17 protein-coding genes are annotated in these 20082 nt (G+C 33.8%); 16 read left to right on the forward strand and 1 reads right to left on the reverse strand.

Going from position 1 to position 20082, the window contains the following annotated elements; genetic code table 11:
* Nucleotides 1–66: 66 nt before the first annotated feature.
* From BK821_RS07590 to pheT, 4 genes are all read left to right on the forward strand, one after another.
* Nucleotides 67–1008, forward strand: coding sequence for a M23 family metallopeptidase (locus BK821_RS07590; protein ID WP_046836137.1), 942 nt, complete (start codon nt 67–69; stop codon nt 1006–1008).
* Nucleotides 1009–1033: 25 nt separating this feature from the next.
* Nucleotides 1034–1774 carry a TrmH family RNA methyltransferase gene (locus BK821_RS07595; protein WP_046836138.1) on the forward strand — a complete coding sequence of 247 codons (741 nt, stop codon included), beginning with the start codon at nt 1034–1036 and terminating at the stop codon, nt 1772–1774.
* Between the two features lie 341 nt (nt 1775–2115).
* On the forward strand, nt 2116–3174 hold the full coding sequence (pheS, locus tag BK821_RS07600; protein WP_071331492.1) for a phenylalanine--tRNA ligase subunit alpha: 1059 nt from the start codon (nt 2116–2118) through the stop codon (nt 3172–3174).
* The gene (gene pheT, locus BK821_RS07605) at nt 3174–5576 is read left to right on the forward strand and encodes a phenylalanine--tRNA ligase subunit beta (protein ID WP_071331493.1); all 2403 of its coding nucleotides are present in this window, start codon (nt 3174–3176) and stop codon (nt 5574–5576) included. The genes pheS and pheT overlap by 1 nt, the downstream gene beginning before the upstream one ends.
* Nucleotides 5577–5649: 73 nt before the next feature.
* Here the strand turns inward: pheT and rnhC are convergent, their stop codons facing one another.
* A complete protein-coding gene (rnhC, locus tag BK821_RS07610; protein ID WP_046836141.1) occupies nt 5650–6579 on the reverse strand; it encodes a ribonuclease HIII in 930 nt (309 codons plus the stop codon).
* Nucleotides 6580–6883: 304 nt separating this feature from the next.
* Here rnhC and zapA point away from each other — a divergent pair, with 304 nt between their 5' ends.
* The 12 genes from zapA (at nt 6884) to BK821_RS07670 (ending at nt 19895) form a co-directional block, all read left to right on the forward strand.
* Nucleotides 6884–7153 carry a cell division protein ZapA gene (zapA, locus tag BK821_RS07615; protein ID WP_046836142.1) on the forward strand — a complete coding sequence of 90 codons (270 nt, stop codon included), beginning with the start codon at nt 6884–6886 and terminating at the stop codon, nt 7151–7153.
* Nucleotides 7150–7671, forward strand: coding sequence for a CvpA family protein (locus tag BK821_RS07620; RefSeq protein WP_046836143.1), 522 nt, complete (start codon nt 7150–7152; stop codon nt 7669–7671). Before zapA ends, BK821_RS07620 begins: the two co-directional genes overlap by 4 nt.
* A 93-nt stretch (nt 7672–7764) precedes the next feature.
* On the forward strand, nt 7765–9477 hold the full coding sequence (polX, locus tag BK821_RS07625; protein WP_071331494.1) for a DNA polymerase/3'-5' exonuclease PolX: 1713 nt from the start codon (nt 7765–7767) through the stop codon (nt 9475–9477).
* A 9-nt stretch (nt 9478–9486) separates the two neighbouring features.
* Complete coding sequence (locus tag BK821_RS07630) at nt 9487–11832, forward strand: endonuclease MutS2 (RefSeq protein ID WP_071331495.1); 2346 nt, start codon at nt 9487–9489, stop codon at nt 11830–11832.
* 81 nt (nt 11833–11913) lie between these two features.
* On the forward strand, nt 11914–12228 hold the full coding sequence (gene trxA, locus BK821_RS07635) for a thioredoxin (protein WP_046836146.1): 315 nt from the start codon (nt 11914–11916) through the stop codon (nt 12226–12228).
* Nucleotides 12229–12406: 178 nt separating this feature from the next.
* Nucleotides 12407–14194, forward strand: a complete 1788-nt coding sequence (uvrC, locus tag BK821_RS07640) for an excinuclease ABC subunit UvrC (RefSeq protein WP_046836147.1) — start codon at nt 12407–12409, stop codon at nt 14192–14194.
* A gap of 339 nt (nt 14195–14533) precedes the next feature.
* Nucleotides 14534–15145 (forward strand): succinate dehydrogenase cytochrome b558 subunit, encoded by a 612-nt coding sequence (locus tag BK821_RS07645; RefSeq protein ID WP_046836148.1) that lies wholly within the window; start codon nt 14534–14536, stop codon nt 15143–15145.
* 42 nt (nt 15146–15187) lie between these two features.
* Complete coding sequence (gene sdhA / locus BK821_RS07650) at nt 15188–16951, forward strand: succinate dehydrogenase flavoprotein subunit (protein WP_071331496.1); 1764 nt, start codon at nt 15188–15190, stop codon at nt 16949–16951.
* Between the two features lie 2 nt (nt 16952–16953).
* Nucleotides 16954–17781: a succinate dehydrogenase iron-sulfur subunit gene (sdhB, locus tag BK821_RS07655; RefSeq protein WP_071331497.1), complete on the forward strand. Its 828-nt coding sequence runs from the start codon at nt 16954–16956 to the stop codon at nt 17779–17781.
* 212 nt (nt 17782–17993) lie between these two features.
* On the forward strand, nt 17994–18788 hold the full coding sequence (gene racE / locus BK821_RS07660; RefSeq protein WP_046836151.1) for a glutamate racemase: 795 nt from the start codon (nt 17994–17996) through the stop codon (nt 18786–18788).
* A 16-nt stretch (nt 18789–18804) separates the two neighbouring features.
* Nucleotides 18805–19386, forward strand: a complete 582-nt coding sequence (locus BK821_RS07665) for an XTP/dITP diphosphatase (protein ID WP_071331498.1) — start codon at nt 18805–18807, stop codon at nt 19384–19386.
* Nucleotides 19386–19895 (forward strand): YfcE family phosphodiesterase, encoded by a 510-nt coding sequence (locus BK821_RS07670; RefSeq protein ID WP_046836153.1) that lies wholly within the window; start codon nt 19386–19388, stop codon nt 19893–19895. The genes BK821_RS07665 and BK821_RS07670 overlap by 1 nt, the downstream gene beginning before the upstream one ends.
* Nucleotides 19896–20082 lie beyond the last annotated feature (187 nt).

A 20082-nucleotide genomic window follows, 5' to 3' on the forward strand; every position in this document is an offset into this window, starting at 1 on the left:
TTTTTGAGCGATTTTTTATTTTATACATGAATAAAAATGATATCAAGTGATGGGTTGTGTGAAGATATGGAGACAATTAACGCGCAAATAATTATGAATAGAATAGAAGATAATGATGTCAATTGGATATACCATCATTTTAGTGATGATTTTCAAGAGGTATCGTCGTTTGATGAATTAACAAAGTTATTAGAAGAGTACAATCGTATTCGAACAACGAACACACAATATAAACATATACATATAAATCATCAAGATGAATATATTTGGTTTGATAGTAAGATGACCTCTGGTGTGAGTGTGACTTTAAATAAATATCAAGAAATTATTAGTTTGGTATTAATTCCACTTAGGCACATACATGTAAGTAAAAATACAAAGCAAACTTATACGTTACCAATTGTACAAGATTGGCTTGTATGGTCTGGTGGGGATAATGTATTGTTAAATTCACATTATCATTATAAACATCAAAGACATGCGCTCGATTTAATTCGTGTAGAACAAGGCATGACGTATAAAGGTAATCCACAATTATGCGAGAATTACTACGCTTATAATAAACCAATTCTAGCGCCGGCTAATGGAATAGTAGTAGAAATTGTAGATGGCATTGCAGATGGTGTGCCTGGTGAAATAAATACTAATCATCCAGAAGGAAATTATATTATTATTAAACACAACAGACATGAGTATAGTATGATTGCTCACATAAAGCCCAACTCTTTTAAAATAGAAAAGGGCGATGAGTTATTACGCGGTCAACATATTGCAAATGTTGGAAATTCAGGCAATTCATCTGAACCACACGTACATTTTCAAGTAATGGATAGTAATGATTTACAAATGGCGCAGACATTAAAAATAAAATTACATAATTACGCATCACCTGTAAAAGGTGATATAGTAACCTATACAGGAGATAATATTTTAGTAAATAAAGACAATTATTTTTCTGCATTTATTAAAAGTATCAGCACAAACATCACACAAATATTCAGAAATTAAAAATTTAAAATAAAGAGGCTATGCTATGGAAATGATTACTTCGGCTCAAAATAGTAAAGTTAAAAATGCAAATAAATTAAAAAAGAAACGCGATAGAGATAAAACTGGCCAAGCACTTATTGAAGGTTATCATCTGATTGAAGAAGCGTATCAAAGTACAGTTAAAATTAAACAATTGTTTGTAGTTGACGTAGAAAGATTAGATGAGGGGTTAATGACTTACGCTGAAGAAGTGTTTGAAATTAATCTTAAAGTAGCAGAAAGTTTATCTGGTACAGTAACACCACAAGGGTTTTTTGCAGTGATTGAAAAACCAGTTCCTGAAACGACACAGGCCAAACAAGTATTGCTTGTAGATTGTATTCAAGATCCAGGTAATTTAGGGACTTTAATACGTACGGCTGATGCTGCTGGGTTAGACCTTATCGTACTTGAAAAAGGTACGGCTGATCCATATCAAGACAAAGTGTTACGTGCAAGCCAAGGAAGTGTATTCCACATTCCAATTATTACTCAGGAGTTAAGTGAGTTTATTGATCATTTTGAAGGTAATGTTTATGGAACAGCATTAGAAAATGCGCTACCTTATCAACAAATACCAAGTCAGGATAACTTTGCGCTTCTTTTAGGCAATGAAGGCGAAGGTGTAAATGCTGATTTGTTAAACAAAACAACTCAAAATTTGACAATACCTATTTATGGGAAAGCAGAGAGTTTAAATGTAGCCATTGCAGGTAGTATTGTGATGTATCATTTGAAAGGTTGACCCTGTAATCAAAAATCGTATATAATATAATTAATGTTATGACAAAGAAAATAACAACCGATAAAAAGACGTAAACTAATTTATACAGTAGTAGAAGGGAGAATATCCAGAGACTGAGAGATGTTCCGCTGTTTTTAGTTTTTTTCACCTTTTTGGTTACTTAAAGAGATTTAAGTCGGATTTCATTTCCGTTATCAATGACAACAAGTGTATGCGTAGGCATAAATTTGGGTGGTACCACGGAAGGCTTTCGTCCCAGTTTCAAGGGATGAAAGTCTTTTTTGTATTTTGAAAGTATATTTTAAAATTAATGAGTGTATTTTAAACTAGGAGGGCAAAGTATGGCACAAACAGAAACTATGGCTGACATCAAACAGCAAGCAATTGTTGATATTAATGAGGCACATAATGAAAAAGAACTACAAGATGTTAAGGTAAAATATTTAGGTAAAAAAGGGTCAGTAACTGGTTTAATGAAATATATGAAAGATTTACCAAATGAAGAAAAGCCAGCATATGGTCAGCAAGTTAACGAAGTAAGACAAACTATTGAAGGTGAAATTGAATCACGTCGTAAATTATTAGCCCATGAGCAATTAGAACAACAATTACAGGAGGAAAAAATTGATGTAACGCTACCAAGTAGAAAAATATCTATTGGTGCTAAGCATCCTTTAACACGTACTGTAGAGGAAATAGAGGACTTATTCTTAGGGCTAGGTTATGAAATTGTAGATGGTTTTGAGGTAGAACAAGATTATTATAATTTTGAAGCATTAAACTTACCTAAATCACATCCAGCTCGAGATATGCAAGATAGTTTTTATATTACTGAAGAAACACTTATGAGAACACATACGTCTCCAGTCCAAGCAAGAACAATGGAGCAACGCAAAGGTGAAGGTCCTGTAAAGATTCTTTGTCCGGGTAAAGTATATCGTCGTGATTCTGATGATGCGACACATAGCCATCAATTCACGCAAATTGAAGGTTTAGTAGTAGATGAAAATATAAAAATGAGCGATTTAAAAGGTACTTTAGAGTTATTAGCTAAACAACTCTTTGGTGAAGATAGAGAAATTCGTTTACGTCCAAGTTATTTCCCATTTACTGAACCATCTGTAGAAGTAGATGTTTCATGTTTCAAATGTGGTGGCGCTGGTTGTAATGTCTGTAAGCAAACAGGTTGGATTGAGATTTTAGGTGCCGGCATGGTACATCCGAATGTTTTAGAAATGGCAGGCTTTGACCCTAACAAATATAGTGGATTCGCATTTGGTATGGGGCCAGATCGTATAGCAATGTTGAAATATGGTATAGAAGATATTCGTCATTTTTATACAAATGATGTACGTTTCTTAAATCAATTTAAAGCTGTAGAAGATAGAGGTGAAATTTAATGTTTATTTCAAAAGAATGGTTAGAAAGCTATGTAGATATTGACCAACCAGTTAATGTTTTAGCTGAAAGAATTACACGCACGGGTATCGAAGTGGATGATATTATTGATTATACAAAAGACATTAAAAAATTAGTAGTTGGTTATGTACAATCTAAGACGCCGCATCCAGATGCTGATAAATTAAATATTTGCCAAGTTGATATTGGTGAAGCAGAACCAGTTCAAATAGTGTGTGGTGCACCTAATGTGGATGCAGGTCAAACAGTGATTGTTGCTACGGTAGGTGGAAGGTTACCGGGCGGAGTTAAAATTAAACGTGCTAAATTGCGCGGGGAACGCTCAGAAGGTATGATCTGTTCACTTCAAGAAGTAGGCGTCCCAAATAACTTAGTACCTAAACAATTTGAAAATGGTATCTATGTATTTTCATCTGCAGTTAAACCTGGAACTGATGCGCTAACGGCATTGTACTTAAATGACCAAGTGATGGAATTTGATTTAACACCAAATAGGGCAGATGCATTAAGTATGATAGGTACTGCTTATGAAACAGCGGCATTGTATAACGTACCAATGACAAAGCCGGAAACACAAAGTGATGAAGTTTCATTACAAACTTCCGATGAAATCAATATCAGCGTGCAAAATAAAGATAAAGTACCATATTACAGTACTAGAGTTGTTAATAACGTGACAATTGCACCTTCTCCAGAATGGATGCAAATGCGTTTGATTAAAGCGGGTATCAGACCAATCAATAACGTCGTTGATATATCTAACTATGTATTATTAGAATATGGTCAACCTCTACACATCTTTGATAAAGATCACATTGGTTCTACTCAAATTGAAGTACGTCAAGCGAAGGCAAATGAAACAATGACAACATTAGATGATCAAGAAAGAACTTTACAAGATACTGATATTGTTATAACGAATGGTACAACACCGATTGCTATTGCTGGTGTTATGGGTGGCGATTTCTCGGAAGTGACTGAAGATACAACAAATGTAGTTATTGAAGGCGCGATATTTGATCCAGTGTCAATCCGTCATACTTCTCGAAAATTAAATTTAAGAAGTGAAGCATCTAGCCGTTTTGAAAAAGGTATTGCTACAGAATTTGTTGATGAAGCTGTAGATAGAGCGTGTTATTTATTACAAAGTTATGCTGGTGGAACAGTTTCGCAGGGACGTGTTGCAGAAGGTGACTTAGGTCAATTTGTGACTCCTATAGAAATATCAGTAGACAAAGTGAATAAAACAATAGGTTTTGAACTTTCGGCAACTGATATTGAATCAATATTTGTACAATTAGGCTTTGAAACAACAAATCATTCAGACATACTGACAGTTATGGTGCCATCAAGACGTAAAGATATTACAATTAAAGAGGATTTAATAGAAGAAATTGCACGTATATATGGATATGATGAAATTCCTTCTACATTACCTGTTTTTGAAGATGTAACCAATGGCGCTTTAACAGATAGACAGTCTAAATCACGTATTGTAAAAGCAACCTTAGAGGGTGCAGGTTTAAGCCAAGCTATTAACTATTCATTAGTAGATAAAGAAAGAGCTAAAGACTTTGCCTTACAAAATCGCTCAACAATAGAATTATTAATGCCTATGAGTGAAGCACATTCAACATTACGTCAAAGTCTCATTCCACATTTAATTGATGCAGCAGCTTATAATGTTGCACGTAAAAATAACGATGTACGCTTATATGAATTAGGACGTGTATTCTTTGGTAACGGTGAGGGTGAACTACCAGATGAAGTAGAATACTTGAGTGGTATCTTAACTGGCGATTACACAGTCAACGCGTGGCAAGGTAAAAAAGAAGCAATAGATTTCTTTGTCGCTAAAGGATTTGTAAATCGTATTGCTGAAAAATTAGATATAAACTTTGAATATGAAGCTGGAGAAATCAATGGTCTACATCCTGGTAGAACTGCTGTAGTGAAATTGAATGGTGAAATTGTTGGTTTTGTAGGTGAGTTACATCCACAAACTGAAAAAGATAATGATTTAAAACGTACATACGTTTTTGAACTCAATTATGATAAATTAATGGCAGTTTCTGTTGGATATATTAACTATCAACCAATACCAAGGTTCCCTGGTGTTTCAAGAGATATTGCATTAGTGGTTAACCGCAATATGCCATCTGCAAAATTAGTTCAAGTCATTCACGAGCATGGTGGAGATATTTTACAAAATGCAGAAGTATTTGATGTCTACGAGGGAGAACATGTTGCAGAAGATGAAAAATCAATCGCAATCCGTTTGGCATATCTAGACACACAACAAACATTAACAGATGATAAAGTAAATGCAGTACACGAAGATATCTTGGGTGCATTACAAGCACAAGGTGCTACAATTAGATAACTAAAATAAAAACCTTGGAGCCCATATAGTGAGCTTCCAAGGTTTTTAGTTGTGAAATATAATATTAAATTATTTAGTTGTTGTGTTTCTTTTGAACAAGGTTCAGCGCTTTTGTTCGATTAGCAAAGTGTTTTTTAGTAATTGAATCTAAGTAATCGATACCTTTGCGTTCAATAATACGGGCGGCGGCAAGGTCAACTTTGTTGCTGGCGCCTTTAGGAATTTCGGTGCGCGTAGATTGCGAGATACTGTCCATATTTTTCACAAAGGCATAGCGTGAAATAATGCTGGCTGCAGCAATGGCGATTGACTTAGATTCGCCTTTAGTTTCAAATTTAGTTTTATTACTCAAAGGCAAGTCAGTGAGGGCATATCTTTTATAAACGCCAGCTTCTGCAAACTGATCAATGACTATATAATCGAGTTCATCGGTGTTAATTTTCTGTGTTACATTTTTAATTGCTTCGTTGTGCAAGACAGCTTTCATTTTCACTTGTGACCAGCCAGCTTTTTGCTTTTCATTATACTTTTCATTATGCATTGTGAGTAGTGAATGAGGTATAAAAGTAACGAGTTGTTCTGCGAGTTCGATAATTTTAGGGTCTGTTAGTTTTTTTGAATCGTCCACGCCCAGTGTTTTTAACACTTGTACATTTTTTTTAGATACATAGGCGGCACAAACAGTAAGCGGTCCAAAATAATCGCCGCTACCAGCTTCATCACTACCTATACATTGATATTTATTATACTGTATCGTTTGTTTGGAACTTGTTGGTTTCGATGGAGATTTTTGTTGGGCAATATGTGGTAATAATTGAGCTGCTATCGCTTCAGCATCGTTACCTTGAAACATAACTTTATTCGAATTATAAATGGAAATAGAAGTGCTTTTATATTTTGTTTTAGCTTTCATTCCTTGAGGAAGTTGATTTGTATTAAATTGAATTTTTGACATTAGCAGTTGAATATCTTGATTCGTTAATTTATGTACAACATTTGTCATGATTTGGCCTCACTTTATTAAATGACTTAAATATCTGTTCAGATAACGTTTATCATATCATATCTATAAATGAGTGAGCTACTATTGGTCAATAACATTAATCATGCATATGAAAAAGACTATTTAACTTTAGCTAAATGGAATAAAATTAAAATATTTCAAATATAACAAATCACACCTCTTACAAAATAATATTCAGTCGTGTATAATGGTTCGTGATAAATACTCTAAATTAACAACTATAAATCTAAGCGATTCAACCAAAATACATTCAGAAATACACATTAAAGTCAGGAGTTATAATATGGGTGAGTTTAAAAATCGGATTAACGTAACTATCAATGATCAACATTATACAATTGTCGGTGAAGACAATCCTGAGCATATCCGTTATGTCGCACATTTAGTTGATGAAAGACTTAAAGAATTGTCTAGTAAAAGTGCTGGTCTAGATACAACGAGAAAGGCCATATTAACGGCTGTAAATATTATGCACGAAAAAGTACAGTTAGAAGAAGAAAATTACCGTTTGCAACAAGAAATTGCACAATTGCGAAATAGTGAAGAAGAATGATTATTGATTTAATTGTTGTATTAATCTTTATCTATATTGGAATGATTGGCTTTAGAAGAGGTGCATGGTTAAGTTGCATACATTTATGTTCGACGCTATTTTCATTATGGGTAGCACAGCGATTATATATGGTTATTTCACAACGGTTAGAATTATTTGTACCATTCCCTAAAACCCGTGCATATGATTTGAATTATACACTGCAGTTTGATAATCTACAGCAACGTTTTGATCATATTATTGCTTTCTTAATTATAGCAACTGTCACTAAAATGATATGCTATGGTATTATCGTCATATTTGATAATATACATAAATATCAATCATTACATTTAATAAGTCGAATAATTGGTGTAGTGATGAGTGTAATATCGTCAATAATAATAACTTCAACATTAGTATATGGTGTGGCATTGTATCCACTAGAAATCATACAACAACAATTATCTGAGTCAATTGTTGCAACCTACATGGTAATACATATACCGTATGTATCGACATTTGTAATGAATATATAGCGTTTTTAAAATATAGGAGGTCAGGACATAATCGATTTACTGATGAACGTATAACAGTATTTTGTCTTGATCTTTTTTTATGGAGTGAAGATAATGACAAAAAAAGATATTATTCAATTATTAGAAAAAATAGCTACTTATATGGAATTAAAAGGGGAAAATACATTTAAAGTTTCGGCATACAGAAAAGCGGCTCAAAGCTTAGAAATAGATGAACGACCGCTTGATCAAATTGAAGATGTTACGGAATTAAAAGGCATAGGAAAAGGTGTTGGAGAGGTTATAGATGAATATCGTCAGAAAGAGAAATCATCTACGCTAGAAGCGTTACAGCAAGAAGTGCCAGAAGGATTAATTCCATTATTGAAAATTCAAGGTTTAGGTAGTAAGAAAATAGCTAAGCTATATAAAGCGCTAGGCATTGATGGCAAAGAATCATTACAACAAGCCTGTGAAGCGGGTGAAGTAAGTGAACTAAGTGGTTTTGCCAAAAAAACAGAGCAAAATATATTAGAAGCAGTAAAAGCGTTAGGCGCAAAAAAAGATCAGTATCCAATAGATCAAATGCGTGGATTAAATTATGAGATTAAGGGTTATTTAGAAACTATAGGTGATATCGATCAATTTGAAGTTGCTGGTAGCTTTAGACGTTTTAAAGAAATGAGCAAGGATCTAGATTATATCATTAGTACCGAGCAGCCGCTAAAAGTACAACAAGCATTACTTGATATACCAAACAAAGTAAAAGAAGTGGCTGTTGGAGAGACTAAAGTATCTTTAGAGTTATCTTATGATGACGAGACGATAGGCGTCGACTTCCGATTGATAGAGCCAGAAGCGTTTTATCATACGTTACAACATTTTACTGGATCCAAAGATCACAACATTCGCATTCGCCAATTAGCAAAAGCAAATGATGAAAAAGTAAGCGAATATGGTATAGAAAAAGCGAGTGGAGAATTGTTACAATATCAGAGTGAACGAGAAATCTATGAACATTTTGGTGTGAATTGGATTAATCCTTCAATTAGAGAAGATGGTAGCGAATTTGATAAAGATCTATCAGATATCATTAAATTAGAGGACATTAATGGAGATATACACATGCATACCACGTATAGTGATGGTGCATTTGATATAGAAGAAATGGTCCTAGCTAATATTGCCAAAGGACGACAGTTTATGGTTATTACAGACCATTCTCAAAGCTTAAAAGTAGCTAATGGTTTGTCAGTAGAGCGGTTATTACGTCAAAATAAAGAAATAAAAGCACTTAACGCTAAATATGATGAAATTGATATATATTCTGGTATTGAGATGGATATACTTCCAGATGGTCGATTAGATTATGATGATGAAGTATTGGCACAATTGGACTATGTAATCGCAGCTATACATCAAAGCTTTAACCAACCTCAAGAAGAAATTATGAAACGATTAGAAAACGCATGTCGGAATCCATATGTGAGACACATTGCACATCCTACAGGCCGTATTCTTGGCAAACGACCAGGTTATGAACCTGATATTGATCGTTTATGCGAAATTGCTGAAGAGACCAATACGATACTAGAGATTAATGCTAACCCCAAACGCTTAGATTTAAATGCGGAGACTGTGAAAAAGCACCCTAATGTGAAGTTAACGATTAATACAGACGCCCATCATATTGATCATTTAGAATTTATGGCATATGGTGTAGCTACTGCACAAAAAGGTTTAGTTAAAAAGGACAGAGTGATTAATACAATGTCTCGTGAGGCATTTAAATCGCTAATTACAAATAATATTAAAATGAAGAAATAGAGGGATCGTATGAGACAGAAATCATTAAATGTCTTAGAATTCGATAAAATAAAAGCACTTGTTGAAAAAGAAACGATGAGTGATATAGGTATAGAAAAAGTTAAAGGGATGACACCAGCGACTGATTTTCACACTGTTGAATTTCAAATGAATGAAACAGATGAAATCTCACAAATTTATAACAAACATCGCATGCCAAGTCTCAGTGGTTTGGCTAAAATCTCACCACTTATTCATAGAGCAACAATTGGTGGCGTTTTAAATGTAAGTGAATTGAATTTAATTAAAAGATTGATACAAATACAAAATCAGTATAAAACTTTTTATAATAGTTTATTAGAAGAAGAAGATTTAAATTATCCAATTCTCAATGATAGAATGGAACAATTGCCAATTTTATCCGATTTATATCAAAATATTCATCAAAAATGTGATGCATATGATTTGTTTGATAATGCGAGTTATGAATTGCAAGGTATACGCAGTAAGATTTCCAGCGCTACACAAAGAATAAAGCAAAATTTAGATAAAATAGTAAAAAGTCAGGCCAATCAAAAAAAACTATCTGATGCAATCATAACTGTACGTAACGAGCGCAATGTTATACCAGTTAAAGCTGAGTATCGCCAAGACTTTAATGGTATAGTACATGATCAATCTGCTTCTGGACAAACATTGTACATTGAGCCATCATCTATCGTAGAAATGAGTAACCAAATTAGTCGTTTACGTAATGATGAAGCAGTAGAACGTGAACGCATACTTACTGAACTTACAGGCCAAGTCGCTGAAGAAGCTGATGCATGCTTAGTGTCAGAGTCTATTATGGGACAAATTGATTTCCTAACTGCAAAAGCGCGTTACGCACGTTCTATCAAAGGAACTAAGCCAGAATTCACGACGGAAAGAACAGTATACTTACCCAAAGCGTTTCATCCTTTGTTAGACAGAAACACAGTAGTAGCGAATACGATTGAGTTTGCTGATGGTATAGAAACAGTAATTATTACTGGTCCTAACACGGGTGGTAAAACTGTTACATTAAAAACGCTAGGTTTAATTATTATGATGGCCCAATCAGGCATGCTCATTCCAACATTAGATGGAAGTAAATTAAGTATATTTGAAAATGTATATTGTGATATCGGTGATGAACAGTCTATTGAGCAATCACTGTCTACTTTCTCATCACATATGAAGAACATTGTAGAGATTTTGAAACATGCGACGCGTGATAGCTTGATTCTTTTTGATGAACTCGGTGCAGGGACAGATCCTAGTGAAGGTGCAGCTTTAGCTATGAGTATATTAGATCATGTACATGACATAGGTTCTCTTGTCATGGCTACAACCCATTACCCTGAATTAAAAGCTTATAGTTATAATAGAGAGGGTGTAATGAATGCGAGTGTAGAATTTGATGTGAAAACATTAAGTCCTACTTATAAATTATTAATGGGTGTACCAGGTCGGTCAAATGCATTTGATATTTCAAAAAAATTAGGATTAAATATGAAGGTTATTCAAAAAGCCAAATCAATGATTGGTCAGGATGAGCAAGAGATTAATGAAATGATTGCATCTCTTGAACATAATTCTAAACGTGTGGATGAACAGCGTATAGAATTAGATCATTTATTGAGGGAAGCACAAGACACCCACGCATCGTTAGCTAAACAATATGAAAAATATCAAAATCAAGAAAAGCAACTGCTAGAAGAAGCTAAAGAAAAAGCGAATCAGCGCGTGAAATCAGCTACAAAAGAAGCAGATGAAATATTAAAAGAATTACGTGAACTCAGAGATAAAAAAGGTGCAGATGTAAAAGAACATGAATTAATTGATAAGAAAAAACAACTTGATGACCGATATGAAGCTAAATCTATTAAACAAAATATACAAAAGAAAAAATGGGATGAAATCAAAGCTGGTGATGAAGTTAAAGTACTCACATATGGACAAAAAGGTGAAGTGCTAGAAATGATAGGTAATGATGAAGCTGTAGTACAAATGGGTATCATTAAAATGAAATTACCTATAGAAGATTTAGAGAAAACTAAAAAAACAAAAGAGCAACCAACTAAAATGATTAAACGTGAAAATAGACAAAGCATTAAAATGGAATTGGATTTACGTGGTTATCGTTATGATGAAGCAATGGTTGCTGTCGACCAATATCTAGACCAAGCGGTACTAAGTAATTATGAACAAGTTTACATTATTCACGGGAAAGGTACAGGCGCTTTACAAAAAGGCGTACAAAATCATTTAAAACGGCACAAAAGTGTGTCATCATATAGAAGCGGAATGCCAAGCGAAGGTGGATTTGGTGTTACCGTAGCAGAATTAAAATAATCGTGAGCAAGAGGTATGCAGAATAATATAAAGTCTGTTATAATTTCTTCATCATTTGAAATTTAAGGAGGATTGGCATTTATGGCAATCGTAAAAGTAACAGATTCAAACTTTGATGAAAATATTCAATCAGGTGTTAATTTAGTAGATTTTTGGGCAACATGGTGTGGCCCTTGTAAGATGATAGCTCCAGTATTAGAAGAATTAGCAGGAGACTATGATGGTAAAGCTAACATTTTAAAATTAGATGTAGATGAAAATCCATCAACAGCTGCTAAATTTGAAGTTATGAGTATTCCAACTTTAATCGTATTTAAAGATGGAGAACCAGTAGATAAAGTAGTAGGCTTCCAACCTAAAGAAAACTTAGCAGAAGTATTAGATAAATACTTATAAGCATCTACCATGAAACTGGGACATTAATTTATTTAATGTCCCAGTTTTCAATTTGTAGTGTTTTAATCCATTGTTAATTATGAATGAGTACATATATAATGTAGATGAAGTGATATCCATAGTTTTTAGTAGTGGATGAAGTGTTGAATTGTAAAATAATTGGAAGGAGGGATTTGGCGTGGAAACTTATCAAGAACAAATCAAACAAAAATTGACAGTAGTACCAATGGAGCCTGGTTGTTACTTAATGAGAGATCGCAATGACCAAGTGATATATGTAGGTAAAGCGAAGCGATTAAGAAATAGGTTAAGATCATATTTTACTGGTGCACATGATGCAAAAACGACACGTTTGGTTGGGGAAATTCGTGATTTTGAATTTATTGTAACTTCAAGTGAAACAGAATCCTTACTTCTAGAATTAAATTTAATTAAACAATACCAACCACGCTATAATATCTTACTCAAAGATGATAAAAGTTATCCATTTATTAAAATAACTAAAGAAAAATACCCAAGATTAATAGTGACACGTACAGTAAAAAAGGGGAGTGGCAAATACTTTGGCCCGTACCCTAATGCTTATTCTGCACAAGAGACTAAGAAGTTATTAGACCGGATATATCCATTTAGAAAATGTGATAAAATGCCGGATAAATTATGTTTATACTATCATATAGGTCAATGTTTAGGACCTTGTGTTTACCCAGTAGAGTTAAATAAATACGCAGAAATGACAAAAGAAATTACCGATTTTCTAAATGGTGAAGATAAAACGATATTGAGAAATTTAGAACAGAAGATGCTAGAAGCAAGTGAAACATTAGATTTTGAAAGAGCAAAAGAATATAGAGATTTAATTCAACATATTCACAATTTAACTAAGAAACAAAAAATCACGACTTCAGATAATACGATTAGAGATGTTTTTGGTTATAGTGTCTCCAAAGGTTGGATGTGTATTCAAGTATTCTTTATTAGACAAGGTAATATGATTAAAAGAGATGCTACGATGATTCCGATTCAACAGACTGCAGAAGAAGAGTTCTATACCTTTATTGGACAGTTCTATGAATTGAATCAACATTTATTGCCCAAAGAAGTACATGTACCTAATCATTTAAATCGTGATATTATTCAATCTGTAGTTGATACCAAAATCGTACAACCGATTAAAGGTAAAAAGAAAGAAATGATAGATTTAGCAAATCATAATGCAGAAGTTACTTTAGAAAATAAATTTGAGTTAATTTCTAAAGATGAGTCACGTACTGTTAAAGCAATAGAAGAATTAGGCGACTATATGGGTATTCAAACACCAATAAGAATTGAAGCTTTTGATAATTCTAATATTCAAGGAATCGATCCTGTTTCAGCAATGGTCTCATTTATAGATGGTAAGCCCAATAAAAAAGGCTACCGCAAATATAAAATTAAAACCGTTGAAGGTCCAGATGATTATAAATCAATGAGAGAAGTCGTGCGCAGACGTTATACTCGAGTATTAAATGAAGGGACGCCCTTACCAGACTTAATTATTGTCGATGGTGGTAAAGGACATATGAATGGCGTTATGGATGTTTTAGAAAATGAACTCGGCTTAGATATACCCGTAGCAGGGTTGCGTAAAAATGATAAGCACCAAACTTCTGAAATATTATATGGTGAAAGTGCCGAAATTGTTCCATTAAAGAAAAATAGCCAAGCTTTTTATTTATTACAGAGAATTCAAGATGAAGTGCATAGATTTGCGATTACTTTCCATAGACAAACACGTCAAAAGACAGGCCTCCAGTCAGTGTTGGATACTGTAGAGGGGATTGGTTCTAAACGTAAGACCAAATTACTACGCACTTTTGGTTCAATAAAAAAAATGAAGGCGGCTAGTATTGAAGACCTTAAAGTGGCAGGTTTACCTCAGAATGTCGCTCAAAATTTACATCAAGCTTTGAGTGATAAACAGTGACAAAAGTTTTAGGTATGAGAATCATTCTCATACCCAAAACTTTATAATTTAGTGTTACAATAACAAATAACAGGAAATCTTTTTTTTACTTGTGATTGGAAGCGTTTTCTAATTGAGAGATATTATCATTAATGCTTAGTATTATAGAAAATATGTAATTTTAAATCAGGATATACTTTTCTGCTAAATATAATTGAGTAAATTATTTTGTTGCAGTAAACATATTATGGTGGAATAACTTGTTATCTTAATGGTTTTTAATGATAAATAGAATAGCTTAATTCACTTGAAAGAAAAGGAAATCCAAAAAAATCAATTGTTTCACAGGGGGGCCTCCTTTTGGCATATTCGAAAAATCAATTCTATTTAAGACGCTTACATTCATTATTAGGCGTGATACCAATAGGTGGATTCTTATTAATTCATTTACTTGTTAATCATCAAGCGACTAAAGGTGCTGATGCATTTAACAAGGCAGCCGGATTTATGGAATCTTTACCTTTTTTAATTGTATTGGAATTTGTAGTCATTTATATTCCGATTTTCTATCACGCAGTTTATGGTGTACATATTGCCTTCACGGCAAAAGAAAACGTAGGACATTATTCTAAGTTTAGAAACTGGATGTTCTTATTACAACGTATCACTGGTATTTTAACGTTTGTATTTGTTGCTATTCATTTATGGCAAACACGTATCCAACGTGCATTAGGCCATGAAGTAAATTACGACATGGTACACGATATTGTATCAAATCCATTATGGTTGATTTTTTATATTGTATGTATGTTATCAGTAACATTCCACTTTGCGAATGGTTTATGGTCATTCTTAGTAACATGGGGTGTACTACAATCTAAAAGATCACAACAAATTTTCACTTGGGTTTCACTTATCGTATTTTTAGTAGTATCATACATCGGTTTAAGTGCTATTCTTGCATTTTTATAATTTAGAAAAGTCTTTGATATATATTTAGGGGAGTGACAATTTATGGCAGAGAAGAAAGTTATTGTTGTCGGAGGCGGACTTGCTGGTCTTATGTCAACAATTAAAGCAGCTGAACAAGGTGCACATGTAGATTTATTCTCGCTTGTTCCTGTTAAACGTTCACACTCTGTGTGCGCACAAGGTGGCATCAACGGAGCGGTCAATACTAAAGGTGAAGGAGATTCTCCAACAGTTCACTTTGATGATACTGTATATGGCGGAGATTTCTTAGCGAATCAACCACCTGTTAAAGCGATGACAGAAGCAGCACCACAGATTATTCATTTACTTGATCGCATGGGTGTCATGTTCAATAGAACAAATGAAGGGTTATTAGATTTTAGACGTTTTGGTGGTACATTACATCATAGAACAGCATATGCTGGCGCTACAACAGGACAACAATTACTTTATGCTTTAGATGAACAAGTTCGTAGTTTTGAAGTAGACGGCCTCGTAACAAAATATGAGGGATGGGAATTCCTAGGAATCATTAAAGATGATGACAATATGGCAAGAGGTATCGTTGCGCAAAATATGACAACAGCACAAATTGAATCCTTTGGTTCAGATGCAGTTATTATGGCAACGGGTGGTCCAGGTATCATATTTGGTAAGACAACTAACTCAATGATTAATACTGGATCAGCAGCCTCAATCGTTTATCAACAAGGTGCTAAGTACGCGAATGGTGAGTTTATTCAAATTCATCCAACGGCTATACCTGGTGATGATAAATTAAGATTAATGAGTGAGTCTGCACGTGGTGAAGGTGGCCGTATATGGACTTATAAAGATGGGAAACCATGGTACTTCTTAGAAGAAAAGTATCCAGACTATGGTAACTTGGTGCCTCGTGATATCGCGACCCGTGAAATCTTCGACGTATGTGTTAACCAAAAACTAGGTATCAATGGTGAGAACATGGTTTATCTAGATTTATCACATAAAGATCCACATGAGTTAGATGTTAAATTAGGCGGTATTATTGAAATTTATGAAAAATTCACTGGCGATGACCCTCGCAAAGTCCCAATGAAGATATTCCCAGCAGTACATTACTCAATGGGTGGTTTGTATGTTGATTTTGATCAAATGACAAATATCAAAGGTTTATTTGCAGCAGGCGAATGTGATTACTCACAACATGGTGGTAACCGTTTAGGCGCTAATTCTTTATTATCAGCTATTTATGGTGGTACTGTCGCAGGTCCAAATGCTATTGACTATATCTCAAATATTGAGAAGTCATATACTGAATTAGATGAAAGTCTTTTTGAGAAGCATGTTCAGGATGCACAAGAGCAATTTGATTATTTACTGAACATGAAAGGTACTGAAAATGCTTATAAACTTCATCGAGAACTTGGTGAAATTATGACTGCGAATGTTACTGTGGTTCGTGAGAATAAGAGTTTATTAGAAACAGACAAAAAAATTGTTGAATTGATGGAACGTTATCAAAATATTGATATTGAAGATACTCAAACTTGGAGTAACCAAGCTGTATTCTTCACACGTCAATTATGGAATATGCTAGTATTAGCCCGCGTTATTACAATCGGTGCATACAACCGAAACGAGTCTCGTGGTGCACATTACAAACCAGAGTTTCCTGAAAGAAATGATGAAGAATGGTTGAAAACTACTTTAGCATCTTATCAAGGAAAAACTGAAGCACCTAAATTTACATACGAACCCGTCGATGTAAGTTTAATTCCACCTCGTAAACGCGACTATTCTACGAAGTCTAAAGGAGGTAAATAATCATGGCAGAAACTAAAGAAGTAAATGATACTCCGACACAAGATGTTCAAGGTGAGCAACAACAAAACAAAAAGAAATCAATTAAACTAATAATTAAGCGTCAAGATGATGATAAGTCAAAACCTTATGAAGAAGAATTTGAAATTCCTTATAGAGAAAATTTGAATATTATCGCATGTTTAATGGAAATTAGACGTAATCCAGTTAATAGTAAAGGTGAAAAAACAACGCCTGTTATTTGGGATATGAACTGTTTAGAAGAAGTATGTGGCGCATGTTCAATGGTTATCAACGGTAAAGCAAGACAATCATGTTCTGCAATCGTTGATCAATTAGAACAACCTATTAAACTTGAACCGATGAATACATTCCCAGTGATTCGTGACTTACAAGTAGATCGTACAAGAATGTTCGACAACTTAAAACGAATGAAAGCTTGGGTCCCAATTGATGGTACTTATGATTTAGGTCCAGGGCCACGTATGCCAGAGAAAAAACGCCAAACTGCGTATGAATTATCGAAATGTATGACTTGTGGTGTTTGTTTAGAAGTTTGTCCAAATGTTACAAGTAATAATGATTTCGTTGGAGCACAAGCGATTTCTCAAGTAAGATTATTTAATTTACATCCAACAGGCTCAATGACTAAAGACGAACGCCTAGATGCATTAATGGGCGGTGGCGGATTACAAGAGTGTGGAAATTCTCAAAACTGTGTCAATGCATGTCCTAAAGGGATTCCTTTGACAACATCTATTGCAGCATTAAATAGAGAAACATCTTTCCATATGTTCAAATCATTCTTTGGTTCAGATCACCAAGTTAATTAATGGACGATCATTTTAAATTAGGGCTTAACATTTGTGGTGAACAGATGTTAAGCCCATTTTTTGTACATAATATAATAAGGATTACAATATGATTAAAGCCAGTAGATATTATATATATAATAAAAACCTTTATTTCAATCGTGATAAATGATTTTGAAATCACTACTGTGCTAAAATAAATTACAAGTAAATAAGTAAGGATGAAATTGACTATGGACAAACCAATTGGTGTAATCGACTCAGGAGTAGGCGGATTAACGGTTGCTAAAGAAATTATGCGTCAACTTCCAAATGAAACAATTTATTATTTAGGGGATATTAAACGATGTCCTTATGGTCCAAGAGATGGATCTGAAGTAAGGCAATTTACAACAGAGTTGGCTGAACAACTCATGACATTTGATATTAAAATGTTAGTGATTGCTTGTAATACAGCTACAGCTGTTGCGTTGAATCATTTACAAAATTTGCTAGCGATTCCCGTTATCGGCGTAATAGAACCTGGAGCTAGAACTGCAATTATGACGACTAAAAATAAAAATGTTTTAATTTTAGGTACAGAAGGTACAATAAAATCTGAAGCATATAGACATCATATTAAAAATATAAATCCTAATGTTGAAGTCTCAGGTGTTGCCTGTCCAGGATTCGTCCCTTTAGTTGAACAAATGCGCTATAAAGATCCAACTATTACCAGTATTATTATGCATCAAACGCTTAAACAGTGGAGAAATAGTGATGCGGATACAGTTATTTTAGGATGTACCCACTATCCATTGCTATATCAATATATTAATGATTATTTTGGTGGAGAAAAGGTTGTCATTTCGTCTGGTTTAGAAACAGCACGGGAAGTGAGTGCGTTATTAACATTCAGTAATGAACATGCTGGTTATAAAAGAAAACCAGCCCATAAGTTTTTTGCTACAGGCGATACGGAACATATCGAAAGTATTATTGAAGAATGGCTTCACATGAAAGTGAAAGTAGAACAAATAGAAATCTAAGTAAGGAGATATAATGATGGAAGATATTGTAATTGCGACGAATAACAAAGGCAAAATTAATGATTTCAAAGTTGTTTTTCCAGAATATAATGTGGTAGGTATTAGTGAAATTATTGAAGGTTTTGATGTAGAAGAAACAGGAGAGACATTTGAAGATAATGCTAAACTAAAATCTGAAGCTGCAGCCAAAGCATTAAATAAACGTGTGATTGCTGATGACAGTGGTTTAGAAGTATTTGCTTTAAATGGAGAGCCAGGTGTCTACTCTGCACGCTATGCGGGTATAGACAAAGATGATGAAGCAAATATAGATAGAGTACTTAAAAACTTAGGTGACACTGCAAATCGCAATGCACAATTTGTATGTGTCATAAGTATGAGTGCTCCAGGAGAAGAAACTGTCCAATTTAAAGGTACTGTCCAAGGTGAAATAGCTTTAAGTAAGATAGGGGACAATGGATTTGGTTACGATCCGATATTCTATATAGCTGAAAAAAATAAAACAATGGCTCAACTAACTGTAGAAGAAAAAAGTGAACTTAGTCATAGGGGTAAAGCGATAGAACAGTTACGCCATTATTTAAAGGATGAGCAATAATGACAAAATGGATTATAGTGAGTGACAACCATACTGAACAAGGTGTTCTATTTAACATTATTAATCAACACGAAGATTTAGACGTAGCAATTCATTTAGGAGATTCTGAATTCGCTTATGACGATAGTGAGTTGAGTCATTTCTATAGAGTAAAAGGAAATACAGATTTCTATCCAGAATTTCCAATTGAAGAAACTGTTAAAATCAATAATATTAAGGCATATTATACGCATGGCCACTTATATAATGTAAATCGCACAAGAATGAGACTTGCTGAGCAAGCTAAAGCTTTAGAATGTAGCTTTGCTTTTTACGGGCATACTCATGTAGCAAAACACGAGATTATTGGCGGTATACATGTCATTAATCCAGGTAGTATTTCACAATCCCGGAGTGATATTGAAGAAACATATGCAGAATTATTAATTGATGAAGCGCAGCAAAGTGCAATATTAAACTTCCGAAATCGTAATCATGAAGTGATAGAAAGTGAAACGTTCACGATTTAACACATTCAAAGCATATTCAAGACACTGTGAATATGCTTTTTTTAGCGCATTTATGACATTTCCAGACAATATTCAAAAAAGATTTTGAACATAATACTATAAATAAGATAAAAAGACTATTATAGTGAAAAATCATATTTATTTTTAACGTATTGAGTATTGCTTTATAGTACTAAGTTAGATATAA

It is taken from the genome of Staphylococcus sp. LCT-H4, from assembly GCF_001866145.1.
Classification (GTDB): Bacteria; Bacillota; Bacilli; order Staphylococcales; family Staphylococcaceae; genus Staphylococcus; species Staphylococcus succinus.